Annotated in this window: 10 protein-coding genes; 5 read left to right on the top strand and 5 right to left on the bottom strand. The window is 45.5% G+C overall.

All coding sequences use genetic code 11. The features are described 5' to 3' along the window. Positions 1 to 179 precede the first annotated feature (179 nt). Positions 180 to 4034 (top strand): alpha-mannosidase, encoded by a 3855-nt coding sequence (locus QUB52_RS03080; RefSeq protein WP_332974274.1) that lies wholly within the window; start codon positions 180 to 182, stop codon positions 4032 to 4034. Here QUB52_RS03080 and QUB52_RS03075 read toward each other — a convergent pair. Further along, positions 4014 to 4418, bottom strand: a complete 405-nt coding sequence (locus tag QUB52_RS03075; RefSeq protein WP_265235281.1) for an SLC13 family permease — start codon at positions 4416 to 4418, stop codon at positions 4014 to 4016. The two genes, QUB52_RS03080 and QUB52_RS03075, sit on opposite strands and share 21 nt — an antisense overlap. Before the next feature lie 295 nt (positions 4419 to 4713). On the opposite strand from QUB52_RS03075, the gene QUB52_RS03070 reads away from it, so the two are divergent. Beyond that, positions 4714 to 8655, top strand: coding sequence for a diguanylate cyclase domain-containing protein (locus QUB52_RS03070; protein WP_332974271.1), 3942 nt, complete (start codon positions 4714 to 4716; stop codon positions 8653 to 8655). Between the two features lie 356 nt (positions 8656 to 9011). Here the strand turns inward: QUB52_RS03070 and QUB52_RS03065 are convergent, their stop codons facing one another. Next, the gene (locus QUB52_RS03065) at positions 9012 to 13460 is read right to left on the bottom strand and encodes a tetratricopeptide repeat protein (RefSeq protein WP_332974269.1); all 4449 of its coding nucleotides are present in this window, start codon (positions 13458 to 13460) and stop codon (positions 9012 to 9014) included. Positions 13461 to 13674: 214 nt separating this feature from the next. Between QUB52_RS03065 and rpiA the strand changes: the two genes are divergently transcribed. Beyond that, positions 13675 to 14391, top strand: a complete 717-nt coding sequence (gene rpiA / locus QUB52_RS03060) for a ribose-5-phosphate isomerase RpiA (RefSeq protein ID WP_332974267.1) — start codon at positions 13675 to 13677, stop codon at positions 14389 to 14391. A 160-nt stretch (positions 14392 to 14551) separates the two neighbouring features. On the opposite strand, the gene QUB52_RS03055 is transcribed toward rpiA, so the two are convergent. Beyond that, entirely contained in the window at positions 14552 to 14767 is a 216-nt protein-coding gene (locus QUB52_RS03055; RefSeq protein WP_332974265.1) for a hypothetical protein, read from the bottom strand. Here QUB52_RS03055 and QUB52_RS03050 point away from each other — a divergent pair. Then, positions 14730 to 15911 carry an aldo/keto reductase gene (locus QUB52_RS03050; RefSeq protein ID WP_332974263.1) on the top strand — a complete coding sequence of 394 codons (1182 nt, stop codon included), beginning with the start codon at positions 14730 to 14732 and terminating at the stop codon, positions 15909 to 15911. The two genes, QUB52_RS03055 and QUB52_RS03050, sit on opposite strands and share 38 nt — an antisense overlap. A 216-nt stretch (positions 15912 to 16127) precedes the next feature. Beyond that, entirely contained in the window at positions 16128 to 16883 is a 756-nt protein-coding gene (locus QUB52_RS03045; protein ID WP_332974261.1) for a superoxide dismutase, read from the top strand. A 246-nt stretch (positions 16884 to 17129) separates the two neighbouring features. Here QUB52_RS03045 and rsmG read toward each other — a convergent pair whose 3' ends face one another. Beyond that, positions 17130 to 17873 carry a 16S rRNA (guanine(527)-N(7))-methyltransferase RsmG gene (rsmG, locus tag QUB52_RS03040; RefSeq protein ID WP_332974259.1) on the bottom strand — a complete coding sequence of 248 codons (744 nt, stop codon included), beginning with the start codon at positions 17871 to 17873 and terminating at the stop codon, positions 17130 to 17132. 289 nt (positions 17874 to 18162) lie between these two features. Further along, positions 18163 to 18828, bottom strand: a complete 666-nt coding sequence (locus QUB52_RS03035) for an ABC transporter ATP-binding protein (protein WP_332974257.1) — start codon at positions 18826 to 18828, stop codon at positions 18163 to 18165. Between the last annotated feature and the right edge of the window lie 295 nt (positions 18829 to 19123).

Raw genomic sequence — 19123 nt, 5'->3', positions numbered from 1 at the left:
TTAATTATTGAATTCAGGTTTTAGATTCGCGCCGGAATTGCTAAACTTTGCTGTAAAATCAAACCGAGATATTAATCGCAGTTTCAAAACCTCTGAAACCCTTATTTCTTCGCGTCCTTTGCGCCAACGCGGTTCGATGCTGAGCCCTGATTCCTACGCAATTCCTATTTTAGCTAAAAATGAACACTTCCGTGCCACCCGATCGCAATAATATTTCTGAAGTAGTAGAGAAGTTGCGCCGCCTCAGTCAATTGGAGGTTCAGTCTGGCTGGAGGTACTGCGATGGTGACGCGGTGGCGGGTTCGGTAGGTATTTGTAACGGGCCAGTTGCCGAACTGAACGGGAAAGGACATATTGCTTGGCCCTCTGGGAAGCAAGTTGTTTATTTAGGGCAGAAATTTGTCATTCCTGACAATTTGCACGGCTATCCTGTGGCTGGTTTGCGATTGCTGCTGGGCTTGACTTGGTGGGCGGAAGATGCTCAAATTTTTGTGGGCGGTGAGTTAGTCGGACAAGGTGATTTATTCGATTGTGCCGATCGAGTTTTGTTGAGTGCGTCGGTCAATCCGGGTGATGAATTTTTTGTGATGTTGCGGTTGATAAGTCCGGGGCACGATAATGGTGCTTTAGTGCGATCGATTTGCTTGTACGAAGCGGCAGATTCTGCTTGTTTCGATCCGGGTTTTGTGGCGGATGAATTAGAGATTTTGCAAAAATCCCTAGCTGGTAATTCAGAAAATAAAAATTCCCAATATCTCCCTACCGAAAATATAGCAAATCATCCCTGGTTTGTCAAGGGGAATTTGCCAAAATCTGAGATTGATTTGGCGGTTAATTTGATTGATTGGTCGGCTTTACCGAATCGCGCTAAGTTCGATCGCTCTCTGTCGGTTTTGCGGCACAATTTACTGGGATATCTCCGAGCTTTTTCTGGGGAGTTGGATGATTTAACCGCAGAGGCCACAGAGGACACAGAGGGAAGAATAGATCGAGTTTTTGAGGTTGGAGAAAATGGCGAGAGGATATCTTTTTCTGGGGAGTTGGATGATTTAACCGCAGAGGCCGCAGAGAGCACAGAGGGAAGAATAGATCGAGTTTTTGAGGTTGGAGAGAATCAGTACAGTACATCTATATATATAGGGGAAAATCTCAACATTAAATTTTTTTCTGGGGAGTTAGATGATTTAACCGCAGAGGCCACAGAGAACACAGAGAGAAGAGGAAATGCAGTTTCTCAGGTTGGAGATAATCAAAACAGTACATCTATATATATAGGTGAAAATGGCGGCGCGAAATCTATATATAAAAGTAAAATCTATTTGGTCGGTCACGCTCATTTAGACTTAGCTTGGCTGTGGCCTGTCCCGGAAACTTGGGAAGCTGCTGAACGAACTTTTGAGTCGGTGTTGAAATTACAATCGGAGTTTCCCGATTTGATTTTCTGTCATTCAACTCCGGCGCTTTATGCTTGGATGGAAGAACACCGCCCGGACTTGTTTGCAGCGATTCAAAAACAGGTGGCTGTCGGACGTTGGGAAGTTGTTGGCGGGATGTGGGTTGAACCGGATTTAAACTTGATTTCGGCTGAATCAATGGTGCGACAAGTTGTTTACGGACAGCGTTATGCAAGGGAAAAGTTTGGGGAATTGATGCGGGTGGCTTGGCTACCGGATACTTTTGGTTTTGGATGGCAATTACCTCAGATTTTGCGCGACGGTGGAGTTGATTATTTTGTGACTCAGAAGTTGCGCTGGAATGATTCGACGGAATTTCCCTATGGTGCGTTTTGGTGGGAAGGGTTGGATGGTACTAAAATATTTAGCATGATGTCTGGGGCGATCGGCGAAAGTATAGCATCTGTCAAAATGGCGAGTTATGCTTTTGATTGGCAAGTTAATACTAATTTGCCAGATGCTCTTTGGTTGCCGGGAGTTGGCGACCACGGCGGCGGCCCGACTCGTGATATGCTGGAGGTGGCGAAACGCTGGAAATTGTCGCCTTTTTTCCCTAGGATGGAGTTTGCGAAGGCGGTTGATTATTTGGCTTTGATTGAGAGTCAGTTTTTGCCGCAAGTTACGCCAACTTGGCCCGAAAATGATGTTTCAGAATCGGACAATCGGGAAAATTTGCAAGTTGGCGAAACTGTCGGGAATTTGCGGGCGCTAGAATTTTCCGATTTGTCGAAAATTTCGGATGCAAATCCTTCTATCTCACAACTCGAAAATCTCCGCACTCTCCCGATTTGGAAGGACGAACTTTATTTAGAATTCCACCGGGGTTGTTACACGACTCGCGCTGACCAAAAACGCCAAAACCGCCGCTGTGAAGATTTGCTCTATCAAGCTGAGTTGTTGTCTTCGATCGCCACAATCTGCACTGGTGCGGTTTATCCGAAATCTGAGTTAGAATCGGCTTGGAAACAAGTGTTGTTTAACCAGTTTCACGATATTTTGCCCGGTTCGGCGATCGCCCAAGTCTACACGGATGCTAATCTAGCCTTTGCTGAGGTCGATCGCGCTTGTCGCCAAATCCTGTTACAATCTTTAGATGCGATCGCTGCTCAAATTTCTCTGCCTTCTCCGCCGCAGTCGGACGCTCAACCGATTCTGATTTTTAATACTCTCAATTGGTCGCGCTCTGAGGTTGTCGCTTTAACTCTTCCCGATTCCTCCGATACAGCTTGGCAAATTTACGATTTGTCGGGACAACGGCTGATTTCGCAGATTGTTAAGGGCGATCGACTCCCACCGCAATTTACCATGTTATTTTGTGCAGAGGATGTTCCGGCGATCGGCTACCGCGTGTTTTGGCTCTGTCGTAAAGACTCTCAAACCGTTCATAATCTCTCCACAAGCCCAGGAACCGAAAACAAGACAGATTTATCGAAACTTACATACGGTATAACACAAAAAAACGCACTTTGTCAAGAAACGCATTTTGCTGCCCCACAAATCATCTTAGAAAATGAACTTATTCTGGCAAAAATAGACCAACAAACTGGCAATTTATCCAGCATTTGGGATAAAATTAATCATAGAGAAGTGTTGAATGCAGCCGGAGGCAATCAACTGCAAGCCTTTCAAGACAGCGGTCAATATTGGGATGCTTGGAACATCGATCCGAATTATCAAAAACATCCTTTACCCGCGCCGATACTCAAAGAGATTTATTGGGTAGAGCGGGGAGAATTGCGGCAGAGTTTGCGCGTAGTTATGCAAATTGGCAAATCCGAGTTTTGCCAAGATTATATGGTAGAAAAAGGTTCACCGCTGCTGAAAATAAAGACAGTTGCAGATTGGCAAGAAACTCACGTTTTGGTAAAAGCAGCCTTCGGGTTAAATGTAGAAGCAGATTTTGCAACTTGCGAAATTCCCGGCGGGGCGATCGCACGCACCACAAAACCGCAGACAGCCGCCGAAAAAGCTAAATGGGAAGTGCCGATTTTGCGCTGGACTGATATCAGCAATAACGGTTTTGGAGTGAGTTTGCTCAACGATTGTAAATATGGTTGCGACATTCAACCAAATCAAATCCGGCTGACTTTACTCCGGGGCTCGACTTGGCCGGATGAACAAGCAGATGTTGGAGTTTCAGAATTTACTTGTGCAGTCTATCCCCACGCTGGAAATTGGCAAGATGCAGGCACATTTCGGCGTGGGTACGAGTTGAATTTGCCACTGCTAGTAAAGGTGTTGCCGCAGTTACAGAAAACCAGAAATAAGACTCTGCCGACAGTTGGCAAGTTTTTGGATTTGTCCGCCGAAAATTTAGTGTTGATGGCGTTTAAACAGTCGGAAGATGATGCGAATCTGTGGATTTTGCGGTGCTGCGAATCCGAGGGTAAACAGGCTGTGTTAGAATTGGATAGCGATTTGGAGTTGGAGATTGTAGAGCCAGTCGATTTGTTAGAACGACCTGCACATTTGTCTGAAAAGTTGCCTCAAGGGCGAGGTTTTAAGATAGAGCCTTGGAAAATAGCGAGTTTTGCTGTTTTAATCAACCGCGAAGGCGCTTTAGGTGAAGCCCGCGCGTAACCGCTCTTGTCGCGAAGGAAGAGGGGGAAGGGAAGAAGGAATTATCTCGAAGTATCGGGTAATGTCGATCGCCTTTTTGCCAAAAGTAACCGCTGCTAAAATGCCCAAAGGAGAATGAGTAAAGCGAATTGAAGACTCTAAAGCTGGTTGAAAAGAACCGGATGCTCCCAAAGCCGAATTGACGACCATCATTCCTAGCAAAAAAACGATCGTACCAGGGTCGATCGCCTGCCAAGCAGTTTTCAGGTCGAGTATCCCCAAAGCTACGGCAAAAGCTGACCCGACAATTGCGATCGCTGCCCGGTTCATCCGCAGTCCGGGCAAATATCCCAAACCGAAACCCAAGTAAGTCAATCCCAACACGAGATATTTGAGTGTTATCATAGATACTTAAAACCATTAATTGCCTATTTTTTCCATTGTCGAGGATACTACAGCTACACAGGGGGTAATTGCAGTTAAACTTGCTGGTACTACAACTAGGCGCAAATATCGCCGACAGACAATTTACCAATTACAAACAAATACGGGGGTTGCATTGGGAAGCGAAAACCAACGCGCTGGACAAGTTGTAATTTTGTTACAAGTTGTAATTTTTTGAAATAAAAGGTTGAATTTAGTTTCAAAAGAAAGTTAAATTCCAGAAAGTAAAATTAATTACAGTCGAGTTAACCTAAAAGTGTTTGCTAAAAAAAGTAATTCAAGCAACCCAGAAACCAACAATTCTCACTTGACAGGCACGGGCGACGCTCTCGCAGTCACGAAAGTTTTGTCCAACAAACAAGTCGAACAGGATTGGTATCAAACTCTCTACGACAATTTTCCGGGCATTTATTTCGTTCTAGATGCTTTGGGAAGAGTTTTTTCGCTCAATCAATTCGGCCAGTATCGCCTCGCCTACAGGTCGCAGGAATTAATTTGTCATTCATTTTTTAACATCTTTTACTGCCAAGATCAAGAGAAGATGCAGTCAGAATTTGCGAGATTGGTTCACCCGAAAAACGGCACGTCAACTCCAAAAGTGGCCTGTTGGGAAGGCGGCTTGACTTGCAAAGACGGCAAGATTATCTGGGTAAAAGCAACCGCGCGCGCCATGCCTGGGGTAGAATGGAAAATAGAGGAAAATACCGATGGTCGCTCAGTTGCCAATTTCCAACGGCCGGTTGTACTGTTAGTTTGCGAAGAAATTAAAGCCGCTTCGCCCTCCGCAGCGCCACCAAACTCTCAGGACAATTGGCACCGTTCAGCTTTGGCGATCGCAAAATTAGCCAAAAGTCAACTTAAAGAACGCAACAATCTAGAAGAATTTATCCGCGAAGTCACAGAAACGGCTGTCAGTATCGTCAACTGCGATCGAGCCAGCATTTGGCTGTACGGCGAAGACAAAACGCAGCTTCACTGCATCGACCTTTACGAACAAAATACTCAACTCCATTCCGTACAAATAATCGTCACAGCAGCCGACTGTCAGGCATATTTTGAAGCTTTAAAATCCGCAAGTGCGATCGCAACCGTGGCAGCAGAAAATGACCCGATAACGCGAGAATTTGCCAGTCTTTATTTTGCCGATCAAGGCTCTCCTTCCCTGTTGCACTTACCTATTATGCTAGCAGGCAAAATGGCGGGAATTGTCAGAGTAGAACGGGAAAATTCTGGCAGCGAGTGGACGGAAGAAGAACAGGAATTCAGCCAAATTTTAGCAGACTTTGTATCGGAAAGTTGGGAGGCTAGCGAAAGATTGAAACTAGAAGAAATCCGACGCGAACAGCATCAAGACTTGCTGAAAAAATACTACGATCAATTAGAAAAAACAGTAGAAATAGGCACTTCCGAACTCAAAAAAGCTAACGAAAAACTGCAAAAAGAAATAATTAAAAGAAAACAAGCAGAAGCAGAAATGCGTCAGCAGCAGCAAGAACAGCAAATTATTTTTGATTCCGTGCCGGCGATGATTTGGTACAAAGATACGGAAAGCCGCCTGCTGCGAATTAACAAAGCCGCCGCTGCATCGAGAGGTTTTCCAGCAAATCAACTAGAAGGAAAATCTTTTTATGAAATCTATCCAGACGAAGCAGAGCAATATTATTTAGAAGATTTGGAAGTAATCAATTCCGGCGTTCCTAAACTGGGAAAAGTCGAACTGCTGCCAACTTCCTCCGGTCAAAAATGCTGGGTGCGGACAGATACAATACCTTACCGTGACGACTCAGGGCAAGTGGCTGGCGTGATCGTATTTGCAGTAGATATTACGGATTTAATTACAGTCGAAAGAGAACTGCGAGAAAATCGCGCTCGCCTCACTGAAAAAGTCGAGAAACGCACTGCTATGTATCGGCAGGCAATGGCCGCTCTGTACTCGGCAAATATGCAAATGCAACAGCTAATCAACAACAGCTATGCCGGGGGGAGTGGCGGCAACACAGCAGCACAATTGCTCGAATGTGAAGCTTATTTTGAAGCAGTTGCCGTCGCTGACCGCGACACAATTTTGAGCGTCAGCAGCAATTTTGCTAAGCTGTTTGCTTACGAACCTGCGGAAATGGTGGGAATGAGCTTGCTGGAACTGCTATCGCCGAAATCTTACAAAGTGGCACCGCAAATGATTTCCGCAGCCAGCAATACCGTCTGTGAAGCGATTTTTCTCAGGCGGGACGGAACTGCTTTTCCTGCTGATGTGCGCAGCAAATTCGTAGTTTACGAAGGTCGTTTGGTGCAGGTTAAAGCAGTGCGAAACCTCACGGAACGCAAATTAATCGCAGCAGAATTAGAGCGTTCGCGCTCTTTGTTGCACGCTACTATGGAAGCAACAGCAGACGGCATTCTTGCCGTTACTACCAGCGGAGAATTAATTAGTTTTAACGAAAAATTAGTTCAAATGTGGGGGATTCATGAAGAAGTTAGAAACTCGCTGGATAGAACGGTGCGGCTGACATTTCTTACTAAGCAAGTTAAAGATCCGAGGGATTTTTTGCAGAGAGTTAAAGAAATTTATAGCGATGCGGAGTCTAATGGCTGCGATATTCTCGATTTTAAAGACGGACGGACTTTTGAGCGCTACACGCAGCCGATTCGAGTCGGACAAAATATTATTGGCAGGGTGTGGCGCTTCCGCGATATTACTTCTCGTGAAAAGGTGACGGCAATGTTGGGAGATTCTCAACGGCGCTTTCGGGCAATTTTTGATTCTTCGTTTCAATTTGTCAGCTTGTTGAAACCAGACGGCACTTTACTGGAAGCTAACCAAACTTCTCTGGATTTTGCTGGAATTAAGCTGCGAGATGTGGCAAATCGTCCGTTTTGGCAGGGGCCTTGGTGGGGAGTTTCTCAGGAAGTTCGGGAACAGTTGCAAGAGGCGATTTCTCGATCGGCAAAAGGTGAATTTGTCCGCTATGAAGTGGAAGTTCAAGGTGCAAACCGCACGGCAACTATCGATTTTTCTCTCAAACCGGTGGCGGACGAAACTGGCAAAATAGTATTGTTGCTGCCGGAAGGTCGGGACATTACTCACAGTAAGCAAGCCCAAGTCGCGCTGCGGCAACAAATAGAACGGGAACGCTTGATCGCGCAGATTCAATCGCGCATCCGTTCTTCTCTCGATCTCCAAGAGATTCTCAACACTACAGTAGCGGAAGTGCGGGAGTTTTTGGCAACGGATCGGGTGATTCTTTTCCGGTTCCGCCCAGATTGGAACGGAGATGTGGTGGTGGAGTCGGTTGGAGAAGGATGGATGCCACTGAAGGGGATGGGAATTGACGATTGCTGTTTTGCTAATACTTACATCGGACAGTATTTAAACGGCCGCATTCGCGCCATAGAGGATATTCAGGGTTCTAATTTGACCAAGTGTCACGTCAATTTTTTGGCCCAGTGTCAGGTGAAGGCGAATTTGGTGGTGCCTATTGTGCAGCAGGGAATGGAACACCGTGACGGTAATCCTTCTTGTCAAGTGCCGAAACTGTGGGGTTTAATGATTGCCCACCACTGTTCGGGACCCCGCGAGTGGCAGCAGTTTGACATGGATTTGCTGAGTCAGTTGGCTACTCAAGTGGCGATCGCGATCGAACAATCTTTACTTTACCAGCAGTTAGCTGTTGCTAACCAGCGGTTGGACGGGTTGGCGAATTTGGACAGTCTGACTCAGCTAGCTAACCGCCGCCGGTTTGACGAGGTGATTAACCGCGAATGGGAACTATCGAGCAGTTCGGAACCGCTATCTTTGATCATGTGCGATATTGACTGTTTTAAACTTTATAACGACAACTACGGCCACCAGGCTGGGGATGCTTGTTTGCAACAAGTGGCGAGGGCGATCGGGGATTGTTGCACGAACGCACCCGCAGAACGCCTTTATTTGGCTGCTAGGTACGGTGGCGAGGAATTTGGGGTAATTTTGCCAAATACGGATATCGCGGCTGCACAGGCTTTTGCTGAGGGAATCCGCCAGCGCGTCAAAGCTTTAGCAATTCCCCACCTCAAGTCCGTTGTCACCGATTGTGTGACTCTCAGCATGGGGGTGGCGACGATTTCTGAAGGTCAAAATTCGCCGAAGATGCTGATTGAAGCTGCTGATAAGGCGCTGTATCGGGCTAAGTCGGGCGGGCGCGATCGAGTAGTCAGTTGACGGTTGACAGTTGACGGTTGACAGTTGACGGTTGACAGCTTGGTAAAAAAAGCGATCGCCCTAACCGGCATAAGGTCAGTGCGATCGCGGTACTATGAATCAGCATTTATTTATCAGACTCGGCGCGGAGTTTTTACGCATTTTCACGAATATTGTTACAAAACTTTACTGGTGGGTAAAAATATCCAGAAATCGCTTTTCTCTACCTGATATCTCTTTTTTTTGAACCGCAGAGGGCGCAGAGGGCACAGAGGAAGAGAAGAAAGAAAGGAGTTGGCAACTGATGAGGGATTGCTATAGCAGCAATGCCCTATGCCCTATGCCCTATGCCCTATGCCCAATTCCCAATTCCCCACCTATTTAGCTAACAGTTTTTGAAACACCTCATACATATCCTGGGCTAACTGTTTAGGATTCCACAAAGGCGCAAGATTTTCTGGCAGTTTAGACTTAATCAAATGCTGTTTCACCGCATTTCTCAAACCAGCATCGCGGCCAAACTTAACTCCCCACTGCGTGTATTCCTCCCAACTCCAAGCCGCACCCACATCAAGATTTGCACTTTTGAGAAAAGCATAACCCATCCGTGAAAGATATTGGTCGCCGGATCTAGTTACTACTGGCAAATTCGCCCATAAAGCCTCTAAATTGTGAGTCCCACCATTATAAGGATAGGAATCTAACAGCACGTCAGCTACATAATAAATAGCGCGATGTTCTTCTTCACTTCTGGTTTGGCCGATAAACTTAATCCGAGCAAAATCTACTCCCTGAATATCGCATTCTTCCCGATAAGTGCTGTGAATAATATCTGGATCGCCTTGGCCCTTGCGAATCAACATACTATCTGGTACTTCCTTAAGTATTCTAACTTGAGCTTGCACCATTTCAGGATTAGTTTTTCTCCCTGGCGCAACACAGAGATAAGCCATTTGCTCCAAGCCAATTCCCAGAGCATTTCTAATCGCCTCTCGATTCACAGGAATGCTTTGCAATTCGCCAATTGCTACCGAACAATTAGGCAATCTCACTAACTGTTCTAAGTAATTTTTATCAACACCTGGGGGGTGAGTGTGTTCGTCGCAAAGAAAGTAGTGATTATCCGAAATATAGGGCGCGTCGAATCCCAACCAAGAAACGCAAATCCCCGCCGGATATTGGTGCAGCACTTCGACATTTGTCGGCACTGTCATCGAGTCTAAATCTATCAAAACATCCAAATCGTCTTGCACTACTTCGGCGAGGATTTCGCCACCGTCAGCAAAGCCGTTGGGATATTTTTTCGGCCAGTAAAACTTGCCGGCCATATCTTCAAACCGTTGCGTAACTTCATCTCGGTTGAGTTTACCTGTTACATAAAGGTGAACGTGGGGGGTGATGCGGCTTAATTCGCGAATTAAGGCTTCGCTGCACCAACCTACTGAGTGGCGGCGGAAGTGTTTGGAAAGGAATCCGATTTTTAATGGTTGTTGTTTTGTCAGGTAATTTGCGGATTTGATTCTGTTGGGTTGCTGCCGCTGCGGGACGGCTTTTTGGTAGTATTCTTTCGCAATTAGTCGGTAGAAACTGGCATTTTTTTCACGGTGATCTCGTAGGTGGGAAACTGCAAACAGGAAGATTTCGTAAAGCAGTTTGAGTTCGATAACACTAAAGGTTTCGACTTTTTCGTAGCAGAGTTTTTCGATTTCTTCTAGTTTTTGAATTGCCTGTTTGCTAACTCCTGATTGGAGGTAGGAAAAAACGTAGGCTGTGGCTGACATGACTGGGGCATTGTCGCCGCAAAATTCGCAGTATTTGTCGGCTACGCTGCGGGCTCTGGCGAGGTTGGTGGAGTGGCTTAGTAAGTCGCACAGTTGTTGGTGGGCTTCGCTGTATTTGGGGTTGCATTCGATCGCCTTTTCAAAATATGCGATCGCATCCAACGGCTTATCCTGCTTCTGAATGTGTCCCATCCGGCAGTAAACCTCTGCCCAATCCGGTTTTAGTGTCAAAGCTTGCTGATAGCTGGCTAAAGCTTCTTCCAGCCGCCCCTGCATGGAAAAACAACTGCCGAGGTTCGCGTGAACTTCCGGCCAATCGGGCTTAATTTTCAGAGTATTTTGGTAATTAGTAATCGCTTCTTCGTACTTGTATTGCTGCATGAAAGAATTGGCTAAATTGAAGTGCAGCACTTCTAATTCCGGCTTGAGGGCTACGGCTTTCTGGTAGGAAGTGATGGCGGCATCGAGATTGCCTTGTTGCGATCGCGCGCTGCCGATGTTAGCATAGGCTTCTGCCCAATCTGGTTTAATGGCGATCGCCTTTTCGTAGCTTTCGATCGCTTCGTCGCGCTTGCCTTGACCAAAAAGCCGATTTCCGAGGTTAAAGTGGAAGTCTGCGCCCACCAGTTGCGGGTTGAGTTCGGATGTTCTCTGAAAACAGGCGATCGCAGCTTCGACGTTGCCATGTTTGTGATATACTTTGCCTAAATTCCAGTGAGCACCCGCTAAATCGGGACTCAGGGCGATGGCTTGTTGGTAATGTGCGATCGCCTCTTCCAAACGCCCCATTTTGAAATACATACTGCCGATATTGGCGCGCACTTCCGCAAAATTTGGCTGCAATTCTAGGGCTTGAGAATAGGATCTAATCGCAGCTTCAATTTTGCCTCCCGCTTGCAAAGCATTGCCTAAAGTTACGTAAGCATGGATATAATCAGGTCGAATTTTGATCGCTTGGTGGCACGCAGCGATTGCCTCTTGAATTTTACCTTTAACTAAAAAGTTTTCTGCCAGTTTTTTGTACTGTTCTACTGCTTGAAAATTAGCAACTTGTGTGCTATCTGGAACATTCAGCGAAGTAACTTGTTCGGAAATTTCAGCAGGGTTGGTAAACGGAGTATTTAAATTTTCAGGAGTGGGCGCTGGCGGCAAATTGATACTCGAAGGCTGCAATCCATAGCCTTCATCTTTGTTGACAGATACTGGTTTTTGCTCGTCAGATTCCGTTTCTAATTCGAGAAATTTGCTGTCGGTAGTTTCCCGCTGTTTTTGGGCGATTAAACTTGATAATTTCTCCGCAGCGCTGGCATCTCGCGGTTGCAGTTGTAGCACTTTTTGACAGCAAGAAATTGCTGCATCTAACTTTCCTTGCTGCTGTAAAACGCCGCTTAGCATCAAATGAACAGAGCACAAACGGGGATTAATAGCAACAGCTTTTTGGTAAGCAATTGCCGCCTCTGCCAATTGCCCTAACTTGTAATACATACTGCCGAGATTCGCACTAGCTTCGGCAAATTCTGGCTGAATTTCTAAAGCTTGCAAGTAAGCTTGAATCGCCATTTCCAGATGGTTTTGAGCGTGCAGAGTATTGCCCATTGTCAAATAAGCGGCCGCAAAATTCGGTTGAAATTTGATGGCGAGGTTACATTGGGCGATCGCCCGGTCAAATTCTCCTTGCAAAACATAAACTTCCGCCAACTTCTTATGAACTTCCGCATCTTTGGGATTGCACTCTAAAGCCTTCTGATAATTCTCGATTGCGCCACCGATATCTCCTGTATCTTTCAGGCGATTTCCCTTGACAAAATATGCTTGAGCTGATTCTAAATCCACCAAAAACTCTGTTATCATTTGCTCTGCCACTCTTACAGGTTTTACACTAATACTATTCAACCATTCTACCCACTCTCTGGCTCGTCCAGACCAAATACACCCTCTATTTATATATTCTACCTGCTGTCTCAGCTCAGTTTCAGCAGTTGCGCCGCCTGCACCAGTACACTCTTTTAAAACTTCGACTATCGCCTCAACAAACCGCCTGGTATATCCCTCCCAATCCGGTTGGCCGGCACGCTTCCAATTAGTCACAGATGCTAAATTTTCTACCCCTGATATGGAAACTAGACGCGCAAATCCAGCCGTTGTTTCCGGCAAAGCCGCCAAATCACTCGTCACAATCCGGCAACCACTAGCCATCGCCTCCATCACGGCAATCGATGACGTTTCCAAATAGGTATTCGGGTAAGCTAAAACCGCGACTGAACGCAGTTGCCGGACGAGTTCGGGTTGCGGTACGGAACCGACGTACTCGACGCCTTCTGTTGCCTGAAACTCTTGGTAAAGTTTACCGAAAAAAAGCTCGTTATCATTGTCATCTATTTGGTGTACTTTCATACTCGAAAATACTTTCAATCTGGTGCCGGGGACAGCTTGGCGAATTTCGGGAAAGACTTTTAATAAGATATCCAGTCCGCGAAAGGGAGTGCTAGTATAAGCTATAATTGGCGGTATAGATTTTTGAGATAGGATTAAAATATTATCTGAAAAAATGTTAGTAAAACAAGGTGCGATCGCATTTCTTAAAACATAACTGCGATTCGAGTCAAGCCCAAAACGAGCGTGAAATTGCTCGCGCTGCCAGTCGCTGACAAAAACAAACGCATCGCAAGCATTAATTTCTTGATAATTATTAAAATTTTCAAGAAAGACAAAGCCCGGTTCATTATGAATCCACAAAATCAACTTAGTATATTTGCCTAAAAGCGGCTTAATTTCCAGCGCTTTGCCGACTATATTGACTATAACTAAAAAATCCAGCGATCGCAGTAATTCTAAATTAGCTTTATCCCCTACCCGTTGTCTGCAATCAACACCGCGCCACATCCCAGACTCGGAAGTATTGTTAAGTAAAAATACCTCATTTCCCAGCGCAGCCAACGCCTCAGCCAAATAACAAATAGCCGACTGAGTGCCGCCCAAAGGTTCGCGATAAGGAGTTTCAATATTATAATCCCAAGTGTAGGTATCCAGAAAACCGATTTTCATTATGGCAATTATCCGCCGATTTGTGAACTAGATTTTTTTTGTTTAACCACAGAGGGCGCAGAGGGCGCAGAGAATAAAGAGAGAATTTCCCACTTGAAACAATTTGCGAGTGCCGTCTCTTCTGCTTCTTCCTCTCTGCGTTCTCTGCGTTCTCTGCGGTTAAATAAATCCATAATAAATGATATAATCTTAAAGCTATTGAGGAATACCGAACATGACCACAGAACAAGATCCCGTAAAATTGATGAAACAGCAAGTCGGCTTTGCAGCAGCCGATCGCGTAAAATCAGGTATGATTGTCGGACTCGGCACGGGGTCAACTACAGCTTATACTATTCAAGCGTTGGGCGATCGCATAAAATCAGGCGAACTCAAAGATATCAAAGGAGTCCCGACATCCTTTCAATCAGAAGTATTAGCCAAACAATACGGAGTACCGCTGACAACCCTCGACGAAATTGACAGAATTGACGTAGCTATAGACGGCGCTGATGAAGTCGATCCCCACCTCAACTTAATTAAAGGTGGCGGCGCGGCACACACCCGCGAAAAAGTTGTCGATTACCTCGCAACTCAGTTTATTGTAGTGGTTGACAGTTCCAAAATGGTAGATAAATTGGGTTCGACTTTTCGCGTACCCATCGAAGTTATCCCGATGGCAATCACCCCCGTTACTCGCGCCATCGAAAAATTGGGAGGCAAGCCAGAACTCCGCATGGGAATCAGAAAAGCTGGCCCAGTAATTACCGACCAAGGTAACATGGTAATCGATGTTCAATTTGATAACCTTGACAATCCTGCGGAATTAGAAAAAACTTTGAATAATATTCCCGGCGTGTTAGAAAATGGCTTGTTTGTTAACTGTACAGATTTGGTTTTAGTCGGCGAAATCAAAGACGGGAAACCCGTAGTGCGGGAGATTTCTAAATAGGAAATAGTTAGACAGGGCGCTGCGCGTACCTAGAGTTAATAGGACTTACGCACCAATAGTCAGAAACCGAGTTTTTGCCCGAATCTACGGACTGCAACGAAATATTGTCGTCCATGAAACCCAGTTTATTAAGCTTGGTGCGTAAGTTCCGACGTTAAAGTTATTCCCTCTTCCTTCTTCCCTCTTCCTTCTTCTTGAAATCCGTTACATCCGTTACAGAATCCGTTGCCGAACTTCCTTCTTCCTTCTTTTCACCCTGAGCGAAGCCTTTATAGCCTTCTTCCTTCTTCCTTCTTCCTTCTTCCTTCTTCCTTCTTCCTTCTTCCTTCTTTTTGATAATGCAATATCGCAGATTCGGCCGCACAGAATTATCCATGCCCGTCTTTTCCTGCGGCGGCATGAGATATCAGCACAAATGGCAAGACGTGCCAGCAAATGAGATTCCATCAGACAATCAACAAAATCTAGAAGCGACGATTCGCTATTCTATCCAATCTGGCATCAATCACATAGAAACTGCTCGCGGTTACGGCACTTCCGAGATGCAGTTGGGCTGGATTTTGCCGCATTTTCCCCGCGAAGAATTGATAGTTCAAACTAAAGTAAATCCCCAAGCCAACTCCCAGGAGTTTCGCGAAGAATTTAATAAATCTTTAGCTTATTTGCAACTAGAATACGTCGATTTATTTTCCCTACACGGCATTAATACGTGGGAATTGCTAGAGGACTCTATGCGTCCCGGCGGCTGCATGGATGTTGCTAAACAATTGCAAGCAGAAGGCAAAGTTCGGTTTATTGGTTTTTCAACTCACGGCCCTACGGATGTGATTGTCAAAACAATTGAAACCAATCAATTCGATTATCTTAACTTGCACTGGTACTACATCAATCAAATTAATTTGCCCGCAATTGAAGCGGCAAAACGTCACGACATGGGCGTTTTTATTATCAGCCCTTCTGACAAAGGCGGTCAACTTTACAACCCATCGCAAAAATTGGTGGATTTGTGCTATCCCCTGAGTCCGATGGTGTTTAATGATTTGTTTTGTTTGTCGCAACCTCATGTACATACTTTGAGTTTGGGTGCTGCAAAACCTGAAGATTTTAACGAGCATCTGAAAGCTGTAAAATTGTTAGATAAAGCCGATGAATTGTTGCCGCCGATATTAGCAAGGTTGGAAAAGGCAGCGATTGATAAATTAGGAGAAGATTGGTTTAAGACTTGGGATGTCGGTTTACCAACTATCGAAAATACTCCCGGAGAGGTTAACATTCGAGTGATTTTGTGGCTGTGGAATTTGGTGAATGCTTACGATGCGATCGACTATTGCAAGATGCGCTACAACCTTTTAGGTAACGCCAGCCACTGGTTTCCTGGCAAAAAAGCCGATCGCATCGATGAATTAGACTTGCGCCGCTGTCTCGCCCACAGCCCCCACGCAGCCAAAATTCCCGGTATTCTCCAAGCAGCCGATCGGCTTTTTGGAGGCGAATCCGTGCAGCGTCTTTCCCAAGAATAATCAAAAAAAACCCGGTTTCAACAAAGAAATCGGGTTAGTTAACCGGAACACATGAGTTTTACTCAGGCGCACACAATTAGCGTATACTCAAAAAAGTCTCACAACCATCACCCATCCGTCTCATCCATTCGGGCGATAGAACTTTTTTTTCCAAACTCCCTCCCATTTTGCTTTAATCTGAGAGCGAACAGTTAATAATCAACTTAGGTATCTTTTATGACTCTCAAACGCCGAGATTTTTTGTATTTGCTGACAGCTAGTGTCGGATCTATTACCCTAGGTGCTTGCCAAGCATCAGGAAATACTGTAGTGCAAGCAAGTTCAGCTCCCAAAGACACAAAAATAGCTCAAACTCCAGGGCCTTTTACACTGCCACCTCTGCCTTACGAATACAACGCTTTAGAACCGCACATCGACGCGCGGACAATGCAATTTCACCACGACAAACATCACGCCGCCTACGTTAAAAACCTCAACGAAGCTGTCAGCAAACACCCGCAACTTAAAGATATTAGTGCGGAAAATATGCTCAGAGATTTGAGCAAAGTGCCGGAAGATATTCGCACAGCCGTGCGGAATAACGGCGGCGGACACCTCAATCACAGTATGTTTTGGGAAATTATGAGTCCTAAAGGCGGCGGCGAACCCACAGGATCAATTGCCACAGCAATCAAGCAAGAATTCGGCAGTGTTAGCGATTTTCAAGCCAAATTTAACGAGGCTGGAACTAAGCGTTTTGGCAGCGGTTGGGTTTGGCTGGTTCGCAACAAAGCAGGCAAACTAGAGATTGCAACTACTGCTAATCAAGACACTCCTTTCATGGATGGCAACTATCCAATCATGGGCAATGATGTTTGGGAACACGCTTATTATCTCAACTATCAAAACCTCCGCGCTGACTATTTGAAAGCTTGGTGGAATGTGGTTAATTGGACGGAAGTTAACAAGCGCTACGAAAAGGCGATCGGTTAGTTTTCAATTAGATCAAATACAGGACACGGCAGTGCCCATAGGTGTCAACTTAACGTCAAACGTAGTTACAGACTGCTGTTTACCAGGCCAGATCCCCCCTAGCCCCCCTTAAGAAGGGGGGGACAAGAGCATTCTCAAAGTCCCCCTTATTAAGGGGGATTTAGGGGGATCTGGCCTCTGCTAAAAACGAGAGATACAAAGGTTTTCAGGCTTAAGTTGACACTAATGGGCAGTGCCATGTCCCTACTATAGAATCGGGCGATCGAACTGCTGTACAGTTTTCCGCAAGTAAACGCAGTGGCGCGCGCCTTGACTCGTCGGCGTTGTGAATGATTCGACTGACTCAAGTGTGCCGCCCAAACGCTCGATCGCACTTTGCAACTCCGTCTCTTCCTCCGCCGTCCAATTCCCCCGATAAAGTACAGCCAAACCATTATTTTTCAGCAGTGGCAGGGCGCATTTAGCACACACAGAAGCTGCTCCAACTGCCCTGAGAAGTGCGAAATCATAAGCTTGTTTGTGCGGCAACTGTCGGGCAATTTCATCCGATCTGCCCAGCAAAGTCACCGCATTTTCTATCCCTAAAGACGGCAAAATCGTGTCCAAGAAAGTGATTTTCTTGCGAGTAGAATCCAGGAGAGTGACAGATAAATGCGGTAGGGCGATCGCAATCGGCAAACCCGGAAAACCGCCACCAGTCCCGATATCGATCGCTTTCAACACCGATTCAGCGGGCAAATCGGCATTTTCTGTCGAATTGTGATGAGGTGGCAACAGTCTCGCAATTCCCCGCAGAGAATCCCACAAATGTTTTTCCCAAAACTCAACAGGCTCAGTAATTCGAGTTAAATTCAAGGAACGATTTCCCTCAACAATCAACTCATAAAGCCGCTGAAATTGTTGCTGCTGCGACTCATTCGGCTGCCAATTAAGCGTTTGTTGCCACAACTCATTCATTTCTGGCAACACGGGCATTTCAATCTCATTCATCTGATTCTCTTGTAACTTTTATATGCCGTTATAATCGGCTGAATTCGTTTCGCAGGTAAATTATATTCACCATTTTTTTCTAAGACAGGTTCGTAGTGAGGACTTTAGTCCGCATCAAGAAGGACTAAAGTCCTCACTACGAACCTTTTGTTTATCCCTAGCAATTGGATAGGAGAAGAGCTAAATGCGAATTTTATTTCTACTCTTTTATTCAGTCCGCGCAGGCGGACATTGTTTGTGTAGGCGCGAATTCTATTCGCCGTAAAATCGAGTCAAACCTAAAAAATACCTAAATAAAACTCGTTTCCTTAGCTTCTAACTTAGCCCGATCGACCTCCTGCAAATCGCCATGATCTAAAGTCCAAAATTTATCAGCAACGCCCAACAAATCGCTAGCATCGTGAGTGACAATCAACAAAGTCCAGTGACTTTTCAACTTACCCAACAAGCTTACCAACTGCCGACGCATCGACCAATCCAAACCCGCCGTCGGTTCGTCCAAAAGCAGCAAATGCGGCTGGCGAATTAGCTGCACCGCCAGGGCTACCCGGCGCTGTTGTCCACCACTCAAAGCGTGCGGGGAAGCCTTCAGTGGCAAATGTCCGAGTCCCACTTCTGCCATTGCTGAGTTAATTTGTTCTTGTCCCAATTCAGGATGTCCAAGTCGCAATTCTTCTAAAATTGTGCCTCCGCAAAAATGCCTTTCGGGAAACTGGAACACTAAACCTCCTAACTGTTGCAAGTGTTCCGGTGTTAACTCTTGTTCCCGCCAGCGGATGTCGCCGCTAGTTTTTTCTGCTAAACCTGCTAATATTTCTAATAGCGTACTTTTGCCGGAACCGCTGCGCCCTACAATCAGCCCCATTTGCTGCGATGGCAGTTCTAAGTTAACATTTTTAAGAATAGCATTCGGACAGGCTGTAGGATGATAAACTAAGTTTTTTAGATAAAGCATTAACGCAATTGGTAATTGGGAATTGGGAATCGGGAATCGGTAATCGGTAATCTCGTATCCTTCAGCTTCTGGTTGTGCTATTAATAGTTAAGGCTGTTTTAAAATCATGCCGATCGCCCAAAATGATTTTACATAAAATTTACATAAATCTTTACAAAAATTTTCGTTTTTTTTTCGAGCTTTGGCGTTTGACTATTAACCTGTTTCATGGTATATTTTAATAATGGAAATCCGTCTCTTCATATATAATTAGTCACAGTCCCATTATTAAAATATACCGCAAAAACCGGAAAAA

Origin of the sequence: Microcoleus sp. A6-C6, from assembly GCF_036705955.1 — a bacterium.
Taxonomy (GTDB): Bacteria; Cyanobacteriota; Cyanobacteriia; order Cyanobacteriales; family Microcoleaceae; genus Microcoleus.
Note: the sequence above shows the minus strand (reverse complement) of the source record. Positions and strands in the feature narration are given on the sequence as shown.